The sequence below is a fragment of the Pseudomonas sp. A0308 genome (assembly GCF_044218815.1).
Lineage (GTDB): Bacteria > Pseudomonadota > Gammaproteobacteria > Pseudomonadales > Pseudomonadaceae > Aquipseudomonas > Aquipseudomonas iridis.
Map to the genome: position 1 here is coordinate 1,203,838 of NZ_CP162581.1, position 19,246 is coordinate 1,223,083.

The 19,246-nt window shown below is 61.0% G+C and carries 10 protein-coding genes; 8 read left to right on the forward strand and 2 right to left on the reverse strand.

Features of this window, described 5'->3' with window-relative positions; all coding sequences use genetic code 11:
• Positions 1-67 precede the first annotated feature (67 nt).
• From AB4P92_RS05795 to AB4P92_RS05805, 3 genes are read left to right on the forward strand one after another with little or no spacing between them, the layout of a single operon-like run.
• A complete protein-coding gene (locus AB4P92_RS05795; RefSeq protein WP_395599079.1) occupies positions 68-1,240 on the forward strand; it encodes an efflux RND transporter periplasmic adaptor subunit in 1,173 nt (390 codons plus the stop codon).
• On the forward strand, positions 1,241-3,214 hold the full coding sequence (locus AB4P92_RS05800) for a MacB family efflux pump subunit (RefSeq protein WP_395599080.1): 1,974 nt from the start codon (positions 1,241-1,243) through the stop codon (positions 3,212-3,214).
• A gap of 7 nt (positions 3,215-3,221) precedes the next feature.
• Positions 3,222-4,616 carry an efflux transporter outer membrane subunit gene (locus tag AB4P92_RS05805; protein WP_395599081.1) on the forward strand — a complete coding sequence of 465 codons (1,395 nt, stop codon included), beginning with the start codon at positions 3,222-3,224 and terminating at the stop codon, positions 4,614-4,616.
• Between the two features lie 123 nt (positions 4,617-4,739).
• On the opposite strand, the gene AB4P92_RS05810 is transcribed toward AB4P92_RS05805, so the two are convergent.
• Positions 4,740-6,359, reverse strand: a complete 1,620-nt coding sequence (locus AB4P92_RS05810) for a PvdJ/PvdD/PvdP-like protein (RefSeq protein ID WP_395599082.1) — start codon at positions 6,357-6,359, stop codon at positions 4,740-4,742.
• Between the two features lie 196 nt (positions 6,360-6,555).
• On the opposite strand from AB4P92_RS05810, the gene pvdM reads away from it, so the two are divergent.
• The 5 genes from pvdM to AB4P92_RS05835 all read left to right on the forward strand — a co-directional run bounded on the left by pvdM (position 6,556) and on the right by AB4P92_RS05835 (position 16,248).
• On the forward strand, positions 6,556-7,926 hold the full coding sequence (pvdM, locus tag AB4P92_RS05815; protein WP_395599083.1) for a pyoverdine-tailoring dipeptidase-like protein PvdM: 1,371 nt from the start codon (positions 6,556-6,558) through the stop codon (positions 7,924-7,926).
• Entirely contained in the window at positions 7,923-9,203 is a 1,281-nt protein-coding gene (locus AB4P92_RS05820) for an aminotransferase class V-fold PLP-dependent enzyme (RefSeq protein ID WP_395599084.1), read from the forward strand. The genes pvdM and AB4P92_RS05820 overlap by 4 nt, the downstream gene beginning before the upstream one ends.
• Before the next feature lie 33 nt (positions 9,204-9,236).
• Positions 9,237-10,145: a formylglycine-generating enzyme family protein gene (locus AB4P92_RS05825; RefSeq protein WP_395599085.1), complete on the forward strand. Its 909-nt coding sequence runs from the start codon at positions 9,237-9,239 to the stop codon at positions 10,143-10,145.
• 151 nt (positions 10,146-10,296) lie between these two features.
• The gene (locus tag AB4P92_RS05830) at positions 10,297-11,958 is read left to right on the forward strand and encodes a cyclic peptide export ABC transporter (RefSeq protein ID WP_150596861.1); all 1,662 of its coding nucleotides are present in this window, start codon (positions 10,297-10,299) and stop codon (positions 11,956-11,958) included.
• Positions 11,959-12,084: 126 nt separating this feature from the next.
• Positions 12,085-16,248 carry an amino acid adenylation domain-containing protein gene (locus AB4P92_RS05835; RefSeq protein ID WP_395599658.1) on the forward strand — a complete coding sequence of 1,388 codons (4,164 nt, stop codon included), beginning with the start codon at positions 12,085-12,087 and terminating at the stop codon, positions 16,246-16,248.
• A gap of 170 nt (positions 16,249-16,418) precedes the next feature.
• Here the strand turns inward: AB4P92_RS05835 and AB4P92_RS05840 are convergent, their stop codons facing one another.
• Positions 16,419-18,908 carry a TonB-dependent siderophore receptor gene (locus tag AB4P92_RS05840; RefSeq protein WP_395599086.1) on the reverse strand — a complete coding sequence of 830 codons (2,490 nt, stop codon included), beginning with the start codon at positions 18,906-18,908 and terminating at the stop codon, positions 16,419-16,421.
• Between the last annotated feature and the right edge of the window lie 338 nt (positions 18,909-19,246).

Sequence of the window (19,246 nt, forward strand, 5' to 3'; positions counted from 1 at the left end):
GTTCGGTCGTGACCCGCGTGCGGTGCCGACTGAATGACGGGTCGATTTCCACTGGCCGGAACCCTGCATGAAACGTCCCCGCCCCGCCCGACGCGCCCTGCTCGTAGCCCTTTGTCTGATTCCCGTAGTCGCCGTTGCTGCCTGGCAGATTTTGCCGCCCAGCCGGGACAAGTTCGCCACCGTGCAAGTGAGCCGCGGCGACATCGAAAGCAGCGTCACTGCGCTGGGAACCCTCCAGCCACGGCGCTACGTGGACGTCGGCGCACAGGCGTCCGGGCAGATCCGCAAAATCCATGTCGAAGTTGGCGACGTGGTCAAGGAGGGTCAGTTGCTGGTGGAAATCGACCCCGCCACGCAAAAGGCCAAACTCGACGCCAGCCAGTTTTCCATCGAAAACCTCAAGGCACAGTTGCAGGAACAACAGGCCCAACATGAACTGGCGCGGCAGAAATACCAGCGCCAGCAGAATCTGGCCGCGGGCGGCGCCACCCGTGAAGAAGACGTGCAGACCGCCCGCGCCGAGCTCAAGGCGACGCAGGCGCGCATCGACATGTTCCGCGCGCAGATCCGCCAGGCTGAAGCCAGTTTGCGCAGCGATCAGGCCGAACTCGGCTACACGCGCATTTATGCGCCGATGGCAGGCACCGTGGTTGCGCTCGACGCTCGGGAAGGCCAGACCCTCAACGCGCAACAGCAGACACCGCTGATTTTGCGCATCGCCAAACTCTCGCCGATGACTGTATGGGCCGAGGTATCCGAAGCGGATATCGGCCACGTCAAACCCGGCATGTCCGCGTACTTCACCACCCTAAGCGGCGGTAACCGGCGCTGGAACAGTACCGTGCGGCAAATCCTGCCGGTCCCCCCCAAACCGCTCGATCAGACCAGTCAGGGCGGCGGCAGCCCGTCCAGTTCGAGCAAAAGCGGCAGCGCCCGAGTGGTGCTGTACACCGTGCTGCTTGACGTTGATAACGCCGATAACGCCTTGATGGCCGAGATGACCACCCAAGTGTTCTTCGTAGCCAACCAGGCGAAAGACGTGCTGACCGCGCCGGTCGCCGCCCTGCAAGGCAGCGCCCAAGCTGACCGCCAGACCGCCCGGGTGATCGCCGCCAATGGCGAAGTTCAATCCCGCGAGGTACAGACCGGTATCAGCGACCGCTTGAAAGTGCAGATCCTCAATGGCCTGAACGAAGGCGACCACTTGCTGATCGGCCCGGCTGACGGCAGCGGAGGTTGAATGCAAACGCCTCTGATCGACCTGCAGGACATCCGCAAATCCTACGGTGGCGGCGACGCGCCGCAAGTTCACGTACTGCGTGGCATCGACCTGTCGATCCATGCCGGCGAATTTGTGGCCATTGTCGGCGCGTCGGGCTCGGGCAAGTCGACGCTGATGAACATCCTCGGCTGTCTCGACCGCCCCACTGCCGGGGAATACCGCTTTGCCGGGGAAAACGTTGCCGGCCTGGACAGCGATGAGCTGGCCTGGCTTCGCCGCGAAGCCTTTGGTTTCGTGTTCCAGGGCTATCACCTGATTCCGTCCGGCTCGGCCCAGGAAAACGTCGAAATGCCGGCCATCTACGCCGGTATTCCCGCCGCCGAACGCCACGCGCGCGCCGCCGCCCTGCTCGACCGCCTCGGCCTCGCTGAACGCACCGGCAACCGTCCGCATCAGCTCTCCGGCGGTCAGCAACAACGGGTGTCGATCGCCCGCGCCCTGATGAACGGCGGCCACATCATTCTGGCCGACGAACCGACTGGCGCCCTCGACAGTCACAGCGGCAAGGAAGTCATGGCGCTGCTCGACGAGCTGGCGAGCCAGGGACACGTGGTGATCCTCATCACCCACGACCGCGAAGTCGCGGCCCGCGCCAAACGCATCATCGAAATCAGCGACGGCCTGATCATCAGCGACAGCGCCAGGGACAATCCCGAAGCGCAAACCAGCGCCAATCCCGGCGCCTTGCAAGCAGTCGATCTGCGCAAGCGTCTGAGCGAAGGGGCCGAAGCCACCGGTGCCTGGAAAGGCGAACTGATCGATGCACTGCACGCCGCGTGGCGCGTGATGTGGATCAATCGCTTCCGCACGGCGTTGACCTTGCTGGGGATCATCATTGGCGTGGCGTCGGTGGTGGTGATGCTCGCAGTGGGCGAAGGCAGCAAGCGTCAGGTCATGGCGCAAATGGGCGCGTTCGGCTCGAACATCATTTATCTCAGTGGCTCGGCACCCAATCCGCGGACGCCGCCGGGAGTCGTCACTCTCGACGATGTCCATGCGCTGGCGAGCCTGCCGCAGGTACAGCGGATCATGCCGGTCAACGGCTCCGAGGCCGGTGTGCGTTTCGGCAATGCCGATCACTTGAGTTATGTCGGCGGCAACGACACCAATTTCCCGGCGATTTTCAACTGGCCGGTGGTTCAGGGCAGTTACTTCACCGAGGCCGATGAGCAGAACGCGGCAGCCGTCGCGGTGATCGGCCACAAGGTGCGCACCAAACTGCTCAAGGATGTGGCCAACCCGATCGGCCAATACATCCTGATCGAGAACGTGCCTTTCCAGGTGGTTGGCGTGCTCGCGGAAAAAGGCGCCAGCTCCGGCGACTCGGACAGCGACAATCGCATCGCCGTGCCCTACTCCGCCGCCAGCGTGCGCCTGTTCGGCACACGCGACCCCGAGTATGTGGCCATCGCCGCCGCAGACGCGCGCAAGGTCAAGGACACCGAACTGGCCATCGAACAATTGATGTTGCGCCTGCATAACGGCAAAAAGGATTTCGAGCTGACCAACAATGCCGCAATGATCCAGGCCGAAGCCCGCACGCAAAATACCCTGTCGCTAATGCTCGGTTCGATTGCTGCCATCTCGCTGCTGGTCGGTGGCATTGGCGTGATGAACATCATGCTCATGACCGTGCGTGAGCGCACTCGCGAGATCGGGATCCGCATGGCTACCGGCGCCCGCCAGCGCGACATCCTGCGCCAGTTCCTCACTGAAGCGGTGATGCTCTCGGTGGTCGGCGGCATCGCCGGGATCGCGCTGGCGCTGATGGTCGGTGGTGTGCTGATTCTCAGCGAGGTCGCCGTCGCCTTTTCTTTGATGGCCGTGTTGGGCGCTTTTGGCTGCGCCTTGGTAACCGGTGTTGTCTTCGGCTTCATGCCGGCCCGCAAAGCTGCCCGGCTCGACCCGGTCACGGCCCTTACCAGTGAATGATCGATCTATGAAACCGCGCCTCAGCCTGTTGACCGTATGCCTGATCCTCAGTGCCTGCGCCAGTCCCGTCCAACGCCCGGACAGCGGCATAGCGCCGCCCGCCACCTGGCAGTCACCTCACAGCGCCAATGCCGAGCGCAATGACTTGCGTTGGTGGACACGATTCGCCAGCCCGCAACTCAACCAACTGATCGAACAGGCCCAGGTCGGCAGTTACGACCTCGCCGCGGCCATTGCGCGCGTGCGTCAGGCGCGTGCCGGGACGGTGATCGCCGGTGGATCGCAACTGCCGGAAATACAGGGCACCGGCAACGCCAATCGGCAGAAACTGCTCCGCGGCAGTGGCTACCGTCAACTCGATGCCGACAGCACCAACAAGGCGGTGGACTACTTCGATGTCGGCTTGAGTGCCAGTTACGAAATCGACTTCTGGGGCGGCAAGCGCGCCTCGCGCGACAGTGCGCAATTCAGCCTGCAAGCCAGCGAGTTCGACCGCGCCACCGTCGAGCTGACGCTGCTCAGTGGCGTCGCCAACAGCTATGCGCAGCTCCTGTCCTTGCAGGAGCAGAGCCGCATCGCCGAACTCAATCTGGCCAACGCGCAAAACGTCCTGCAGTTAGTGCAAACCCGCTACAACGCAGGCTCCGCCACCGCGCTTGAGCTCGCTCAGCAAAAAAGCCTGGTGGCCGCGCAGCAGCGCCAGTTGCCAGCCGTCCAGCAACAGGCCGGGGAGGCACAGATCAGTCTGGCCGCGCTGCTCGGCCGACCGGTGCAAGACGTGTCGCTCAGCCAGGAATCCTTCGATCAGTTGCAATGGCCGCCGATATCCGCCGGCCTTCCCAGCGAGTTGCTGACCCGCCGCCCGGACATCGCCCGCGCCGAAGCACAACTGGCGGCAGCCCAGGCAGATGTCACCGTAGCGCGCGCGGCCATGCTGCCCAAACTCACCTTGACCGCCAGCCTCGGCACCGGCGCCAATCAGGCAGACGATCTGTGGCGCAGCCCGTTCTACAACCTCACCGCCGGGCTGGTCGCACCGATTTTCAACAATGGTCGGCTCGGCGCCGAGCGCGACAAGGCCACGGCTCGCCAGGAAGAACTGCTGCAAACCTATCGCGGCGCAATCATCAATGGCTTTGCCGATGTGGAAAAAGCGCTGAACAGCATTCGCGGCCTCGATGACCAGCGTCAGTGGCAGAGCGAAGAACTTAGTCAGGCGCAGACCGCGTTCAACATCGCGCAGAGCCGCTATCAGGCCGGCGCCGAGGACTTGCTGACCGTACTGGAAACGCAGCGCACGTTATATGCAGCGCAGGATCAGAATGTGCAGCTGCGATTGTCGCGGATGCAGGCAAGCATTGCGTTGTACAAGGCACTCGGGGGTGGTTGGCAGACGATGTAACCGGATCAGCTGTCAGCCCGCTTTCGCGAGCAGGCTCGCTCCCACACTGGATCTCATTCCTGTTGAAGGACCGCGGTCGAATGTGGGAGCGAGCCTGCTCGCGAATAAGCGATAACGCGATCCCTAAGCCTGGTTGGTCTTGGCTTTCAGATTACGCGCATACCAAGGTCGCTTCGGCACTCGCCGGAACAAGCCTTCGAGCTTCTTCTCATCTGCGCCGAACACGATGCGCAGCGCCAGCTTCATGGTTTCCGGATCCATTTCCACGGATTTGCCAACCTGCAAGCCGGGGACGGTGCTGCAACCGTGCGTGGTCGGCCCCAGCCACGGATCAGTAACCTCGACCCAGCGCCCCGGGGCAAACCACTTTACGCCGTTGACTTCAAGACGAGTCACTTGCCCCGGATGAAACCGTTCGTGGGCACGGAACCAGTCTTCCACGCGGTCGTCGATCCAGCCGTGGAAAGCCCAGAACACCGGGCTCACATGCGATGAAAACGGGTCGCCGAGGAAGTCGTTCTCCGGCGCGAACCAGCGTGCGGCGAAATCATCCAGATCACGGGCCAGCGGCACTGGCTGACCATTGGATGGATCGCGCGGCACCGAGGCCCAGCGCATGTGCAGCCAGTCATGCAGGCCCAGCTCCACTTCGGAACCGAACTGGCCGAGGGTCAGCTTCGACAGGTACTGCGGGTCGCGGTACTGCGACTCCCAGACTTCGAAGTTGCTCTGATAGGTTTCGGCGGTCTTGATATCGCTGACCCATTGGCTGAATTCGTCGTCGCCCTCGGCGAGCCATGTCGGCGGCAGCGCCGTGCCGTCATGGTTGTCGAAATATCGGGCAAAGCCCTGACGATCGCGTACCAGCTCTGGCTGCGGCAGCGGGAAGAATTCCCACGACGGCAGATCCTGCAGGGAGCGCGCCGTACCGAGCATGTGCCGATGCATGAAGAAGAAATCGACGCCCGAACCGTTGCGATCCTTACGTGGGCCACGAGCGTCGCGCTCCTGATCACGCGGGCCGGGCTGCCAGCCGAGACCGCGCAATGCGTTGCGCTTGTCTTCGGACAGGGTGTGCCACTTGTCGCGCGAGGCGTGCCATACCTGATGGAACAGTCGATGTTCGGGCGACACCAGCCAGGCCAGCAATGGCGGATTCAGCGGTGTGCGTTGACGCGCTTCCGGGAACAGACACTTGACCGCTATGAAACGGTGATCCTGCGCCGGCAATGCCAACGCGCGATCAAGACGCTGCACGCTGCCACTGAGCGTGCCGCTGCCGGCATTACCGAAATCGGCCCAGACTTCGTCGAGGACCATACTCAGTTCGTAGTCGACGCTGCCGCCAGTGCCGAGCAACCGCCAGCTAAGTTTCGAAGACTCGGCCCCGGCCAGATCGCCGAGTATTCGGTAACGCGGTGTTTCGGCAGAGCGCAGACGCTGCGGCGTGTCGAGAAAGCCGCACACACCTCGACCTTTCTGACCGATGTCGATAAACACTTCCAGGCCCTGAGCTGGCAACCCATCGAGGCCGGCGTCACGCCCCGTGAAACGGATCTTCCAGACCCCGCGCAGTGCGTTCGCCAGGCGTTGCCCGGCCACGTCGGCGACGTCGAACGACGCCTCACCGGGAGTGATTGTCGGGTGAGGCTTCGTCCATTCGCGATGCCCGAAATAAGCTGCAGGCACGGCAGCGCCGGTCAGCGCCAGGCCTGCCATGAACCATCGTCGAGAAATCCTCATTGCCCTACCTGTGTCAGCCCTGAAGCAGGCTTTATCCAAGCTAGAACGTTTACTGCCCCGGCAAATTTAAGCCCGACAACACGGATCACCTCAGCACAGGTTGGCGGGGCTAAATTTCGCCGTCGCCCACTCGTTCTTCCCAGATAGCAAAGGCCTCTGTGCCTGCACCTCGACGGCGAACCTGACTGAGATGGCAATGACAAAACCACGTTCGAAAAAGGCTTTTTACATTGGCCTGCCGCTGGCTCTGGCAATCAGCGCCGGGGCCGGATTCGCGGTCTGGGATATCTGGTTCAAGGACAATCCCGGCTATCCACGCAAAGTCATGCAGCAAGCCGAAGAACTGCACGAACACATGCTCTCGTTCGACAGCCACATCACCATCACCCAGAACTTCGGCACCACCGGCAATGAAGTCGACAAGGACGGCAGCGAGCAGTTCGACCTGGTCAAGGCTAACCGCGGACGCCTGTCGGGCGCGGCACTGACGATCTTTGGCTGGCCGGAAATCTGGAACGGCGCCAACGCCCCGCACAGACCAACCGCAGGCTTTGTCGACGAGGCGCGCAACCAGCAGGAAGTGCGATACAAAATCATTTCCGGCATGGTCCGCGACTTCCCCAATCAGGTTGGCATTGCCTATACCCCGGCCGATTTCCGCCGCCTGCACGGCGAAGGCAAGTTCGCGATCTTCATCAGCATGCTCAACGCCTATCCACTGGGCCATGACTTGAACCTGCTGGATATGTGGACGGCGCGCGGCATGCGCATGTTCGGCTTCAGCTACATCGGCAACAACGACTGGGCTGACTCGTCGCGCCCGCTGCCGTTTTTCAATGATTCAACGGACGCCCTCGATGGCCTTTCCGATCTGGGCAAACAAGCGGTGAAACGCCTGAACGACCTGGGCGTGATCATCGACGTGTCGCAGATGTCGACCAAGGCCCTGGAGCAAGTGGCGCAGCTGAGCCGTACGCCACTGGTGGCTTCGCACTCGGCACCTCGGGCGATGGTGGATATCCCGCGCAATCTCAGCGACAAGGAAATGCAGCTGATCAAGAACAGCGGTGGCGTGGTGCAGGTCGTCGGTTTCTCGCAATACCTGCGACCGCTCACCCAAGAGACCCAGGACAGGCTCAACGAGTTACGCAAACGCTACGACCTGCCGCCATTGCCGAACCTGGCCATGGCTTTGATGCCCGGCGATCCGATCATCTCGGCGTGGTCAGAACGGAAGTTCGGCGAGTACGCCGGCCAGCTCTACGCAATCCTTGAGGGCGAGCCAAAGGCCAGCCTCAAAGACCTCGGCGATGCCATCGATTACACGGTCAGAAAGATCGGCATCGACCACGTCGGCATCAGCTCGGACTTCAACGAGGGCGGCGGCGTCAAAGGCTGGGAAAACGTCGGCGAGATTCGCAACGTCACCGCCGAACTGCTGTCGCGTGGCTACACCGAAGCCGACATCGCCAAGCTCTGGGGCGGCAACTTCCTGCGCGTCTGGGATCAGGTGGAAAAATCCGCCAAACCGGCGCTGGCCACAGCGCAGGGAGCCGCCAAGCCATGAGCAATCGTCGTGACTTTCTGAAGCAGGCGGGGATTCTTGCTGCCGCGTTGCCATTGGGCGCGAGTCTGCCGAGCATCGCCAGTGTTTCGCCCGCTGCGCCACTGCCGCGCAATAAGTGGACGCAATTGCAGCAACTGTTCGATCAGGACCCGGACTACCTGCACTTCTCCAACTTCCTGATCACCTCGCACCCCAGACCTGTGCGCGAAGCGATCGAACAGCATCGCGCCGCCCTCGATAAAAATCCCGGTCTGGCCATGGATTGGGACCTGGGCGTGATCGAGGAGCGCGAAGAAAACGTGCGGGTCTGGGCGGGTAAATACCTGCAAGCCAATGCCAGACAGATCGCCCTGACCGGCAGCACCACCGAAGGTCTGGCGACGATTTATGGCGGCGTGCATGTGCGCCCTGATCAGGAAATCCTCACGACCGCCCACGAACACTATGCCGTTCACACCATCCTCGCTCTGCGCAAGGAACGTGATGGCACCCAGGTGCGCAAGATCCGTCTGTTCAAGGACCCGCAAACCGCGACAAAAACCGAAATCCTCGCCGCCATCGACAGCGCCATTCGCCCCGAAACCCGCGTATTGGGTATGTGCTGGGTGCATTCAGGCAGCGGCGTGAAGCTGCCGATCGGTGACATCGGCGCCCTCGTCGACAAGCACAACCGCGGACGTAGCGATGCCGACCGGATCATTTACGTGGTGGATGGCGTTCACGGGTTTGGCGTGGACAACCTGAGCTTTGCGCAGATGAACTGCGATTTTTTCGTCGCCGGCACCCACAAATGGATGTTCGGTCCGCGTGGCACCGGGATCATTTGCAGCCGCTTCGAAGACGTCCGATACGTCACGCCGATCATTCCGACGTTCTCTGAAGCGACAACGTTTGCCACCACGATGACGCCCGGCGGCTATCACGCGTTCGAGCATCGGTGGGCGCTGGATGAAGCCTTCAAATTGCACCTGCAACTGGGCAAGGCCGAAGTCGAGGCGCGCATTCACGCACTCAACAGCTACCTGAAAAAACACCTGCAACAGCGCCCGCAAATCGAACTGGTCACGCCACTGAGCCCCGAACTGTCCGCAGGGTTCACCTTCTTCCGGGTAAAGGGCAAGGACAGCGACAAGATCGCGGCGTATCTGATGACCAACAAAGTGGTAGCCGATGCCGTAGAGCGTGATGTCGGGCCGGTAATCCGTACCGCGCCGGGGCTGCTCAACGACGAAGCGCAAATCGACCGCCTGCTCGCGATTCTGGATAAGGCGTTATGAGCCCGAACTTTTTTTCTTTTGACGAGACTCGAAATGAACAGTGAATTGCCTCGTTTTGCCGTGAAGAGCCTGTCGGCGCTGATGCTGACCGCCCTCGCCGCCTGCCTGTTGCCGACCGCTGCCCAGGCCGCCACCGCTCCCGCACCGGGCAAGGTGTTCAAGGACTGCAAGGACTGCCCGGAAATGGTCGTGCTGCCAACCGGCACGTTCACCATGGGCACCCCTGAAGACGAAGTCGGTCGCGAACCGGACGAAGGCCCGATGCACCCGGTGACATTCGCCAAGCCTCTGGCGATCAGCCGCTTCCAGGTCCTCAAGGGCGAGTGGTTCGCCTACCTCAAGGACACCGGTTACGTCATGCCGGATGGCGATCCCCGCCCGGGACGCGCGTGCAAGGCCGGGATCCCGGACTATGCCGGCAGCGACCCGCGCAAGCAGTACACCGACAAGCATCCGGCGGTGTGCATGAACTTCGCCGAGGCCAACGCCTACGTGACCTGGCTGTCGAAGAAAACCGGCAAGCAGTACCGACTGGTCAGCGAGTCTCTGCGCGAATACGCCGCCCGTGGCGGCACCAGCGGCCCCTTCCCTTTTCCGTTCGATGAGGGCAAGGAATACAGCATCGCCAAGCACGCCAACACCTACGGTGCGGCCGACGGCTACAACTTCACCGCGCCGGCCGGCAGCTTCGCAGCCAACGCCTTTGGTGTGTACGACATGCACGGCAACGTCTACGAATGGACCGCCGATTGCTACAACGAAAACTACGAAGGCGCACCGAGCGACGGCAGCGCGTGGCAAACCGGCAAGTGCCAGTTCAAGCGTATTCGCGGCAACGACTGGGGTGAAGCGCCGGTGTTCTCCCGCTCCGGCAACCGCAATGCGCTGGCTCCCGAAGAGCGCGGCGACTGGATCGGCTTTCGCGTGGCGCGCGACCTCTAACGCCGAGCGCTACTGCGGCGCCGGCCGCTCACTCGTCGCCTGAGTCCTCGATAAACCCGCGGGCGGCTAAATCGCTGCTCGCGGGTTTCGTCTTTTAACCAGCCCAACCTTTGAACCAATGCCTTGACCGGCACTAAAAGCGGAAACCTCCATGACCACAAAATCGCGCGGAGCCATCAGTGAAGTCCTCGGCCTGCTCAAGCCTTACCGGGTCGTCGTGGCGCTGTCGATCCTGCTCGGCATGCTCGGTGGCGTTAGCGTCACCGCCCTGCTGGCGACCATCAACAAAGCCCTGAACGGCTCAGGCAGTCCATCGCCCACGGTGCTGGCGACGTTTGCCGGGCTCTGCGCGTTTGCCCTGTTGACCTCGATTCTGTCGGACATCGGCACCAACCATGTCGGCCAGCACATCATTGCCGGGTTGCGTAAATCCCTGGGGGAAAAGGTTCTGCTGGCACCCATCGAACAGATTGAACGGTTCCGCAGCCACCGCTTGATTCCGGTGCTGACCCACGACGTCGACACGGTCAGTGACTTTGCCTTTTCCTTCGCGCCGCTGGCCATCGCCTTTACCGTGACCCTCGGTTGCCTGGGATATCTGGCGTTTCTGTCGTTGCCGATGTTTATCCTGTTACTGGTAGCCCTGGTGATTGGCATTGCGGTGCAATACGTCGCCCGCAACAAAGGCATCAAAGGTTTCGAAACGGCTCGTGAAGCCGAAGATGAATTGCAAAAGCACTACAGCGCCATTGCCGCCGGCGCCAAAGAGTTGCGTATTCACCGGCCTCGCCGCCAGCGCATGTTCAGCCAGCGCATCGAAGGCACCGCTGATTTCATCTGCAAAACCCACATCCGCTCGGTCAACATTTTCGTCATGGCGAAAACGTTCGGTTCGATGCTGTTCTTCGTCGTCATCGGCCTCGTACTGGCGCTCCAGTCATTGTGGCTTGGCACTGACAAAGCCGTGCTCAGCGGTTTTGTACTGGTGTTGCTGTACATGAAGGGCCCGCTGGAATACCTGATCACCACGTTGCCGGTGATCAGCCGCGCGAACATCGCCTTCAAACGCATCAATGATCTGGCCGAACAGTTTTCCTCGCCGGAACCTCACCTGCTGCTGAGCGAATCGGCGCCGGCAAGTAAAGCCCCCGTCCAGCACCTGCAAATGCACAACGTGCATTACGCATTTCCAGCCGTCAAAGGCAGTGCTGCCTTCGAGTTGGGCCCGGTCAATCTAAACATCGCTCAGGGTGACATCGTGTTTATCGTCGGCGAAAACGGCGGCGGTAAAACCACACTGATCAAACTGTTGCTGGGTTTGTACGCGCCACAACGCGGCGAAGTATTGCTCAACGGCCAGGTGGTTGATGCCCGCGCCCGTGATGACTACCGCCAACTGTTCACGACCATTTTTGCCGACTACTACCTGTTCGACGAACTGGTACAGGGCGATCAACAGGTACCCGCCGACGCCAGCCGTTATCTGGAGCGCCTGGAAATAGCACACAAGGTGAGCATTGAGAACGGCGTCTTCAGCACCACCGATCTGTCCACCGGCCAGCGCAAGCGCCTGGCCTTGATCAACGCCTGGCTGGAGGAGCGTCCGGTGCTGGTGTTCGACGAGTGGGCTGCCGACCAGGACCCGGCCTTCCGGCGGATTTTCTATACCGAACTGCTGCCGGAGCTGAAACAGATGGGCAAGACCATCATCGTGATCTCCCACGACGACCGCTATTTTGACGTCGCCGATCAACTGGTGCGCATGGAAGGTGGCCGGGTCGTCACCCATAAAAAGCCCCTCGAAACCGCCTGAGCGATTGCGTCATGTCTGCCGACGGCACGTCCGTGCTGTCGGCCTTGAACCTGAATGTTTATCGCCGTGAACCCGGCTGCCGGCAACGCCGTCAGCGACCACGGCGCTGCCAACCACGAGAGACCGATGAACGACTTACTCGATGATGAGGTGCTGGCGCTGTTGATAGCCGATGCCGGCGTGCAACTCCAAAGCATCCCCGCCCGCCCCCACCTGGCCCCGGCGCCACTCTCGTTCGCGCAGCAGCGCTTGTGGTTCGTGCAACAGCTGAACCCCGACAGCGCCGCGTACAATCTTCCGCGTGCCGTGCGCCTGAAAGGCACGCTGAAAGCCCGGCATCTGGAAGCGGCATTGAACAAAGTCATCGATCGCCACGATGTCCTTCGCAGTGCGATTGTCGAGATCGACGGCGTGGCGATGCAAGTCGTCGATCAGCTCGCGACACTGAAACTTGCCTTCGAGGATCTGCGCAACCTGAGCACCGAAGTTCGCGAAGCACAGCTTGCCCAGCGCATGTACAGCGAAGCCGGCAAGCCCTTCGACCTGACGCAGGCGCCGCTGATGCGGGCGACGCTGCTACAGATTGCCGATGATGAACACCTGCTGCTGATGAACATGCACCACATCGCTTCCGATGCCTGGTCCAATGCCATTTTGATGCAGGATTTGATGCAAGCGTATGCACAGGTCGGGGCTGGCAACCCTTCACCGTTGCGGCGACCCGCAATTCAATACGCCGACTACGCCAACTGGCAGCGTGGCGAATACCTCAACAGTGCAGCGTGCGCAGCCAGCGCCGACTATTGGCGCGACTACCTCGGACACACCCTGCCGCCGCTGGACCTGCCGACCGACTTCCCGCGCCACGAACAAAACACCCATCCGGCAGGCAAATACGATTTCAGCCTGTCTGCGGCGCTGACGCGAAACTTGAACCGGTTCTGCCAGCAGTCTGGACTGACGCCATTTGTGGTGGCTCTCGGCGCCTGGCAGCTGTTGTTGAGCCGCTACAGCAACCAGCATGACTTCACGGTCGGCGTGCCGAACGCGAGCCGCAATCGCAGCGAAACCCAGGAGCTGGTGGGCTTTTTCGTCAGCGCTCAGGTCTATCGCGTACGGATAGATCCGCAGCTGCCGTGCAAGGACTTTTTCCAGCGCCTGCGCCGCGAAACTCTCGCCGCACTGGATCATGCCGACTACCCGTTGGAGTTGAGCTTCGACGCCATGCAGTTGCAGTCGAACAGACAAGCCAATCCGTTATTCCAGGTGCTGTTCAACTGGCGTACGCAAGCGCCTGGCGACAGTCCGCTGATGCTGGGCGACCTGGTGCTGGACTTTCTGCAGGCGGGGACAACCCAGGCCAAATTCGACCTGTCGCTGGACGTCGGTTACTCGCTCGACGGCATGGACGCCAGCCTTGAATACAGTCGCGACTTGTTCACCCCCGCGACCCTCCAGCGTCTTGCCGGTCACTGGCAAAACCTGTTGCAGGCCATCACCGAGGATTCGGACTGCGCGCTGAGCGAGCTGCCACTACTGAGTCTTGAGGAACGCCGAGTCCAACTGAAGGAATGGAACCCGCCCGCCTCGGCCTTGCCCGACGCAAGCGTGCATCAGTTATTCGAGCGTCAGGCACGGGCAACACCCAACGCGCTCGCGCTGATCGTTGGCGACCTGCAACTGAGCTATGCGCAGCTCAACGCATCGGCCAACCAACTGGCGAGAACCCTGATCGAATGTGCCGTCGGCCCTGAAGTCCGAGTGGGTATCGCCGTAGAGCGTTCGGCGCACATGATCATCAGCCTGCTGGCCGTGCTCAAGGCTGGAGGCGTCTATGTTCCGCTCGACCCCGACTACCCACAGGAACGCCTGACCTGGATGATTGAAGACAGCGGTCTGGGCGTCCTGCTGACGCAACATTCGCTGCTTGAACGTCTGCCATCCACACCGTCGGTCAACGTTGTATGTGTGGATGCCATCGACCCTCTCGATGACAGTCATACCGACAATCCGCCCTGCCACACCGTCGGCAACAATCTGGCGTACGTGATGTTCACCTCGGGCTCCACCGGTCGCCCGAAAGGTGTGGGTATCACTCACTCGGCACTGACCCGTCACGCACAAATCGGCCTGGAGTTCCACGGTCTGACGCCGGCCGACCGCCTGCTGCAATATGGCACCTTCAATTTCGATGCGTTTGTCGATCAGCTTTACCCGGCCCTGATCTGCGGTGCTTCGGTGGTGCTGCGCGGGCAGGCTATCTGGGACAGCGAGACCTGGTATCAGCAGTTGCTGGAGAAAAAAATCACCGTCAGTGAACTGACCACGACGTACTGGAACATGCTGGCCAAGGACTTCGCTGCCGCCGGCCCGCGTGATTACGGATCACTTCGCCAAATGGTTGTCGGCGGCGAAGCGATGCCACCGCAAACAGTCGCTGCCTGGGGCCAGGCCGGTCTTGGCCACGTGCGCCTGCTCAATGTCTACGGCCCGACCGAAGCCACAGTCGACTCGACACTGCAAGATTGCACCGACTACGTCAGCGGTCGCACGCCGTTGCCCAAAACCATCCCGATCGGCCGACCGCTGGCCGGCCGCGCGGTGTATCTGCTCGATGCCGGTGGCCAACCCGTACCCGTCGGTACCGTGGGCGAACTGATGATTGCCGGTGACCAGCTCGCGCGTGGTTACTTCAATCGACCAGATCTGACCGCCGAGCGCTTCATGCCGGACCCGTTCAGCCTCAAGGGCGGACGCCTCTATCGCACCGGCGACCTGGCTCGCTACAACGCCGACGGCGTCATCGAGTACGTCGGGCGCCTCGACCATCAAGTAAAAATTCGCGGTTTCCGCATCGAGCTTGGTGAAATCGAGTCGTGCCTGCTGCAAATGCCAGCCGTGCGTGAGGCCGTGGTGATCGCTCACGAAGCGGTGACCGGCACACAATTGATCGCCTATGTGGTCGCCTCTTCGGGCGAGCAGCAACAACGCCTACTGCGCGAGACCCTCAAGGCTGAGCTCACACGCCAGTTGCCGAGCTACATGGTGCCTGGCCATCTGATGGTGCTGAACGCCCTGCCACTGAGCCCGAACGGCAAACTGGATCGCAAGGCGCTGCCCTTGCCCGAGATCCATCAGACCCACGCCACGTTTCGTGCGCCGCAAACTCCGCTCGAAACAGCACTGGCCGAGCTATGGCAGGAGGCGCTGCACGTCGAGCGGGTAAGTCTGGACGACAATTTTTTCGAACTGGGCGGGCATTCGATTCTGGCCATTCAGTTCATCGCTGCCTTGAACGCCCGACTGGGGATCAAACTGGCCCTGCAGCAAATGCTCGCGCACCCCACGGTCGAAGTGCTGGCCCGGTTTATCGCCATGGAGCATCAACAGCAGGTGCAATGCGTGGTCGAGCTCAGCGGCACGACTTCATCGGCTCCCCCGCTGTTCTGCATGCACCCCAGTGGCGGTATCGTCTTCTGTTATCAGCCGCTGGCCAAGCGATTGAGCAAGCACACCCGCACCTTCGGCATCATGCATAAAGGCTTCGCCGACAAGGATGCCAGCACCCAGACCTGGCCGCAGATGATTGCCGAATACACCGAGCAGATTGTCGACAAGTGTCCCAACGGACCCTATCGCCTGATGGGCTGGTCACTGGGCGGCGCGATCGCCATGGACGTGGCCGCCGAATTGGAGCGCCAAGGCAAACAGGTAACGTTCCTGGGCCTGGTCGATACCACGCTGCCGGAAAGCATCTTCCCTGCGGATCTGCCACGAAAACCCCGGGAAGAAGACAATCCCGATTTTTTCAGTGCAGAAAACGAACTGTCCGTCGCCGTGGAAATGTTCAGTCTGATGTTCGCCCATCTGGAGGAGCCGGCGGCGCGCTACATCGCCGAGAACCCGACGACCGATCTCAAGGCTTTCTATCGATGGGCCAGCCAGCAAGCCGCCACTGACGAACACGCGATGATCACGACGCTGGAGGCCATCAAGCAGGAAATCATGAATGCCCAGGCGTTCGACATCCACGAACGACTGGTCAAAAGCTTCGACGCGTTTTCGCTGCCGCTGCTCAACGTCAGAGCCAGTTGCTGGTGGTCGCTGTCGCACAAGACTCTGGAGCAAGTGCTGCACTCGGAGCAGGTATTGCGCCAACACAACGTCAGTGGGCAGTTGCAAGGCTCGGTCCACTCGCCATTGCCGCATCGCAGCATGATTTACGGCGAAACACTGTTGGATTCCTTTGAAACCGTACTCCTGGATTGTGAGGCGACGGCGCGCGACTGATCGTTCAGAGCCTGTTAACGAAAAACGCAGAAGCTTTGGTTTCTGCGTTTTTTATGCCTGCAATTGTGTGCTGCCGTCGACCTGGCGAAAGAAATCCAGGCACAAAAAAACCGGCCCACGCCCTCCTTCAAGGAGCGTGGGCCGGTTCGCTTCAGCGACTCGTCAGAGCATCAGAACTCTGGGGTGTACTTCACGGAGAACATCACGTTACGTGGATCACCGAAGTTGTTATTGCCGCTGAGCTGGTTGTACGCCGACGTAATGTACTGCTTGTCGAACAGGTTGTTGGCGTTGACCGCCAGACCGATCTCCGGCGTCAGCTGGTAGGCGACACGCGCGTTCCACACGGTGTAACCCGCCACCTCGTAGTTGCCCTCGTAGCCCAAGGTGTGGTTCTGCGTGGTGAAACCCAGACCTGTGCTGAGACGGTTCAAGTCACCGGTGAACTGGTAGTTGCCCCACACGCGCAGCATGTGTTTCGGCGTCCAGGTGCTGAAGGTGCGACCTTCCATTTCCGGGTCGTCGAGGTACTTGGTGGTGTTGTAGGTGTAACCGGCAAACAGCTGCAGGTTGTCCGTTACCGCACCACTGATTTCGGCATCCAGGCCCTGGCTACGCACTTTGCCCGCAGCGGTCGAGCAGTACCAGCCGTCACATTCCATACCGCCGGAAATATCATCGACGGCGCGGTTTTCCTGGTCATACCGGAACAGGGCCAGGGAGGTGTTGACCCGACCGTCCATCAGCTCGCCCTTGAGGCCGATTTCATAGTTGGTGCCGACGATCGGCTTGAGTATCGAGCCACCGGCATCACGGTTCGTCTGTGGCTGGAACACGTCGGTGTAGCTGGCGTACACCGCCCACTCGCGGCTCAGGTCGTAAACGATACCGGCATAAGGGGTGACTTCACCGCTTTCGTTCGAAGTGCTAGGCGTATCGGCGACAAACGTGTCAGTGAATGCAGCCTGGTTCTTGGCCTTGTAGCTGAAGTCATACCAGCTGACACGCGAGCCCAACACCAGAGTCAGGTCGTCGACCGGTTTGACACGCCAGGTACCGTACAGACCTTTCTGGCGGATATCGTATTTGCTTTTGATCCCACGCCCGCCCGGCGTATTGAGCAAGCTGTCGTAGCTGATGTCCGGGCGATTGTTGTTGATGTTGAAGATCGTGTCGGTGGCACTGTTGTTGAAGGTCCGGGCGAGCAGATCATCCGTTTCCAGTTGGGAGTAGTTGCCACCCAGCATGACTTCCTGCTGCATCGACAAGGCTTCGAACTTGCCGTTCAGGTTCATGTCGAGACCAACCTTGGTGGAATCGAAGTCGGTGACGAAGTCGGCATATTGCAGGCCGCTGCCATCAGGCTTGAGACCGGCACCGGAGCTTTGCAGGCGCTGGCTTTTCGAGGTGTTGGTCTCGGTCATTTGCACAGCACCGGCCTTGAACGCCCAATCGTCGTTGAAACGATGCTCGAGATCGGCGTAGAGGGTCGTGACATCGATCTGCGAGTGGTTCCACTTGGCACCGCCATAGGTCGAACGGCCGATGTTCGGCATCGAACCGTCGGCGTAACGTGGCAGGCCACGGATCATTGGGCGCGATTCGCCTTCAGTGCGGCTGACCGCCAGGCCCAGAGTGGTGTCATCACTCAGATCGAAGTCCAGCGAGCCATACAGCGAGTGGGTCTTGCTCCACTCGCTGTCGACGAAGGAATTGCTCTGATCTTCGTCGGCAACGATACGACCACGAATGTTGCCGGCCTGATTCAGCGGGCCGCCAGCGTCAACTTGCAGACCATAGTGATCCCATGAGCCGGCCTTGCCGGTGATGGCCACAGTCGGAGCAGACTGGCCGCGCTTGCGTACCAGGTTGATCGCGCCGCCAGGGCTACCGGTGCCCTGCAACAGCCCGGATGCACCGCGCAGGATTTCCAGACGATCAAAGAAGATCAGGTCCTGGGTAGCCCAGTTGCCCAGCGAATAGGTGTTACGCGGGATCGGCACACCGTCGTACTGCCAGTCATCGATCTGGAAACCACGGGAAGAAATGATCAAACCCTTGCCGACACCTTGCAGGCCGACGATGCCGGTGGTCTGGTTGAGCGCATCCTTGAGGTCGACCAGGTCCTGATCGTCCATTTGCTTGCGGGTCATCACAGTGATGGACTGCGGAATTTCCTTGAGGGTGTGGGTGCCCTTGCCGATCGTCACGGCGTTGGAGGTGTACGAGTTGCTGCCTTCGGTCGTCGCGCCAACCTGTTGCGCGCTGATAGTGGTCGCGCCCAGTTCCAGGCCTTCGGTGGCAGTGCTGCGCACCAGCATCAGGGTATTGCCCTCGACGCTGTAGCGTACGCCAGTGCCCTTGAGCAGTTCGGCGACGGCCGCTTGCGGACTCATCTTGCCGCTGACCGCGTGGCTCTTGAGGCCCGCCATGTCGTCAGCGTTGTAGATCACTTGTTGATTGGTCTGCTGACCGAAGGCTTGCAGCGCTTGCGGCAACGACTGAGCAGGAATGTTGATGCTGACGTCTTCAGCCATCACCTGGGCGCTGAGTGGCATAACGCAGACCAGCCCCAGACCGGTCAATACGCGACGCGAACGCAGGCCGCGGGACATGACGAGTGCCTTGAACAGAGGTTTCAACTCATGAATTGCTGACATCGTGCTCTCTATTATTGGTAGAAGTGGAAGTCCATTGGGCCGAGGGGCCCGCCGTTGTCGGCACAAGGGAGCCACGCACTGTCAACGGCCCACGGGGCGACATCTCAGTACATGGCCGACCGGCCCCTCCCCGGGCGCGGTCATCTGGCTGGACAACGACGAAATCTTTCTGCTGAACAAATCCGGTGTTTGGGGCTGCCCTGCCCGACCTGATTTGCCCACATACCTAAGTAAGACGCAGCACCTGCAAAAAACCGGAATGAGTTTATTTATCATTTACGAGAAAAGTTAAAAAAAAGGCCGTCGCTGTGGGCGACGGCCTTTTGTTTCTTGCTATG

Bases quoted from the DNA above. Each gene is read 5' to 3' on its own strand.
- AB4P92_RS05825 (WP_395599085.1), top strand. From the start codon at position 9,237: ATGAACAGTGAATTGCCTCGTTTTGCCGTGAAGAGCCTGTCGGCGCTG.
- AB4P92_RS05840 (WP_395599086.1), bottom strand. From the start codon at position 18,908: ATGTCAGCAATTCATGAGTTGAAACCTCTGTTCAAGGCACTCGTCATG.
- AB4P92_RS05810 (WP_395599082.1), bottom strand. From the start codon at position 6,359: ATGAGGATTTCTCGACGATGGTTCATGGCAGGCCTGGCGCTGACCGGC.
- AB4P92_RS05800 (WP_395599080.1), top strand. From the start codon at position 1,241: ATGCAAACGCCTCTGATCGACCTGCAGGACATCCGCAAATCCTACGGT.
- AB4P92_RS05805 (WP_395599081.1), top strand. From the start codon at position 3,222: ATGAAACCGCGCCTCAGCCTGTTGACCGTATGCCTGATCCTCAGTGCC.
- AB4P92_RS05795 (WP_395599079.1), top strand. From the start codon at position 68: ATGAAACGTCCCCGCCCCGCCCGACGCGCCCTGCTCGTAGCCCTTTGT.
- pvdM (WP_395599083.1), top strand. From the start codon at position 6,556: ATGACAAAACCACGTTCGAAAAAGGCTTTTTACATTGGCCTGCCGCTG.
- AB4P92_RS05835 (WP_395599658.1), top strand. From the start codon at position 12,085: ATGAACGACTTACTCGATGATGAGGTGCTGGCGCTGTTGATAGCCGAT.
- AB4P92_RS05830 (WP_150596861.1), top strand. From the start codon at position 10,297: ATGACCACAAAATCGCGCGGAGCCATCAGTGAAGTCCTCGGCCTGCTC.
- AB4P92_RS05820 (WP_395599084.1), top strand. From the start codon at position 7,923: ATGAGCAATCGTCGTGACTTTCTGAAGCAGGCGGGGATTCTTGCTGCC.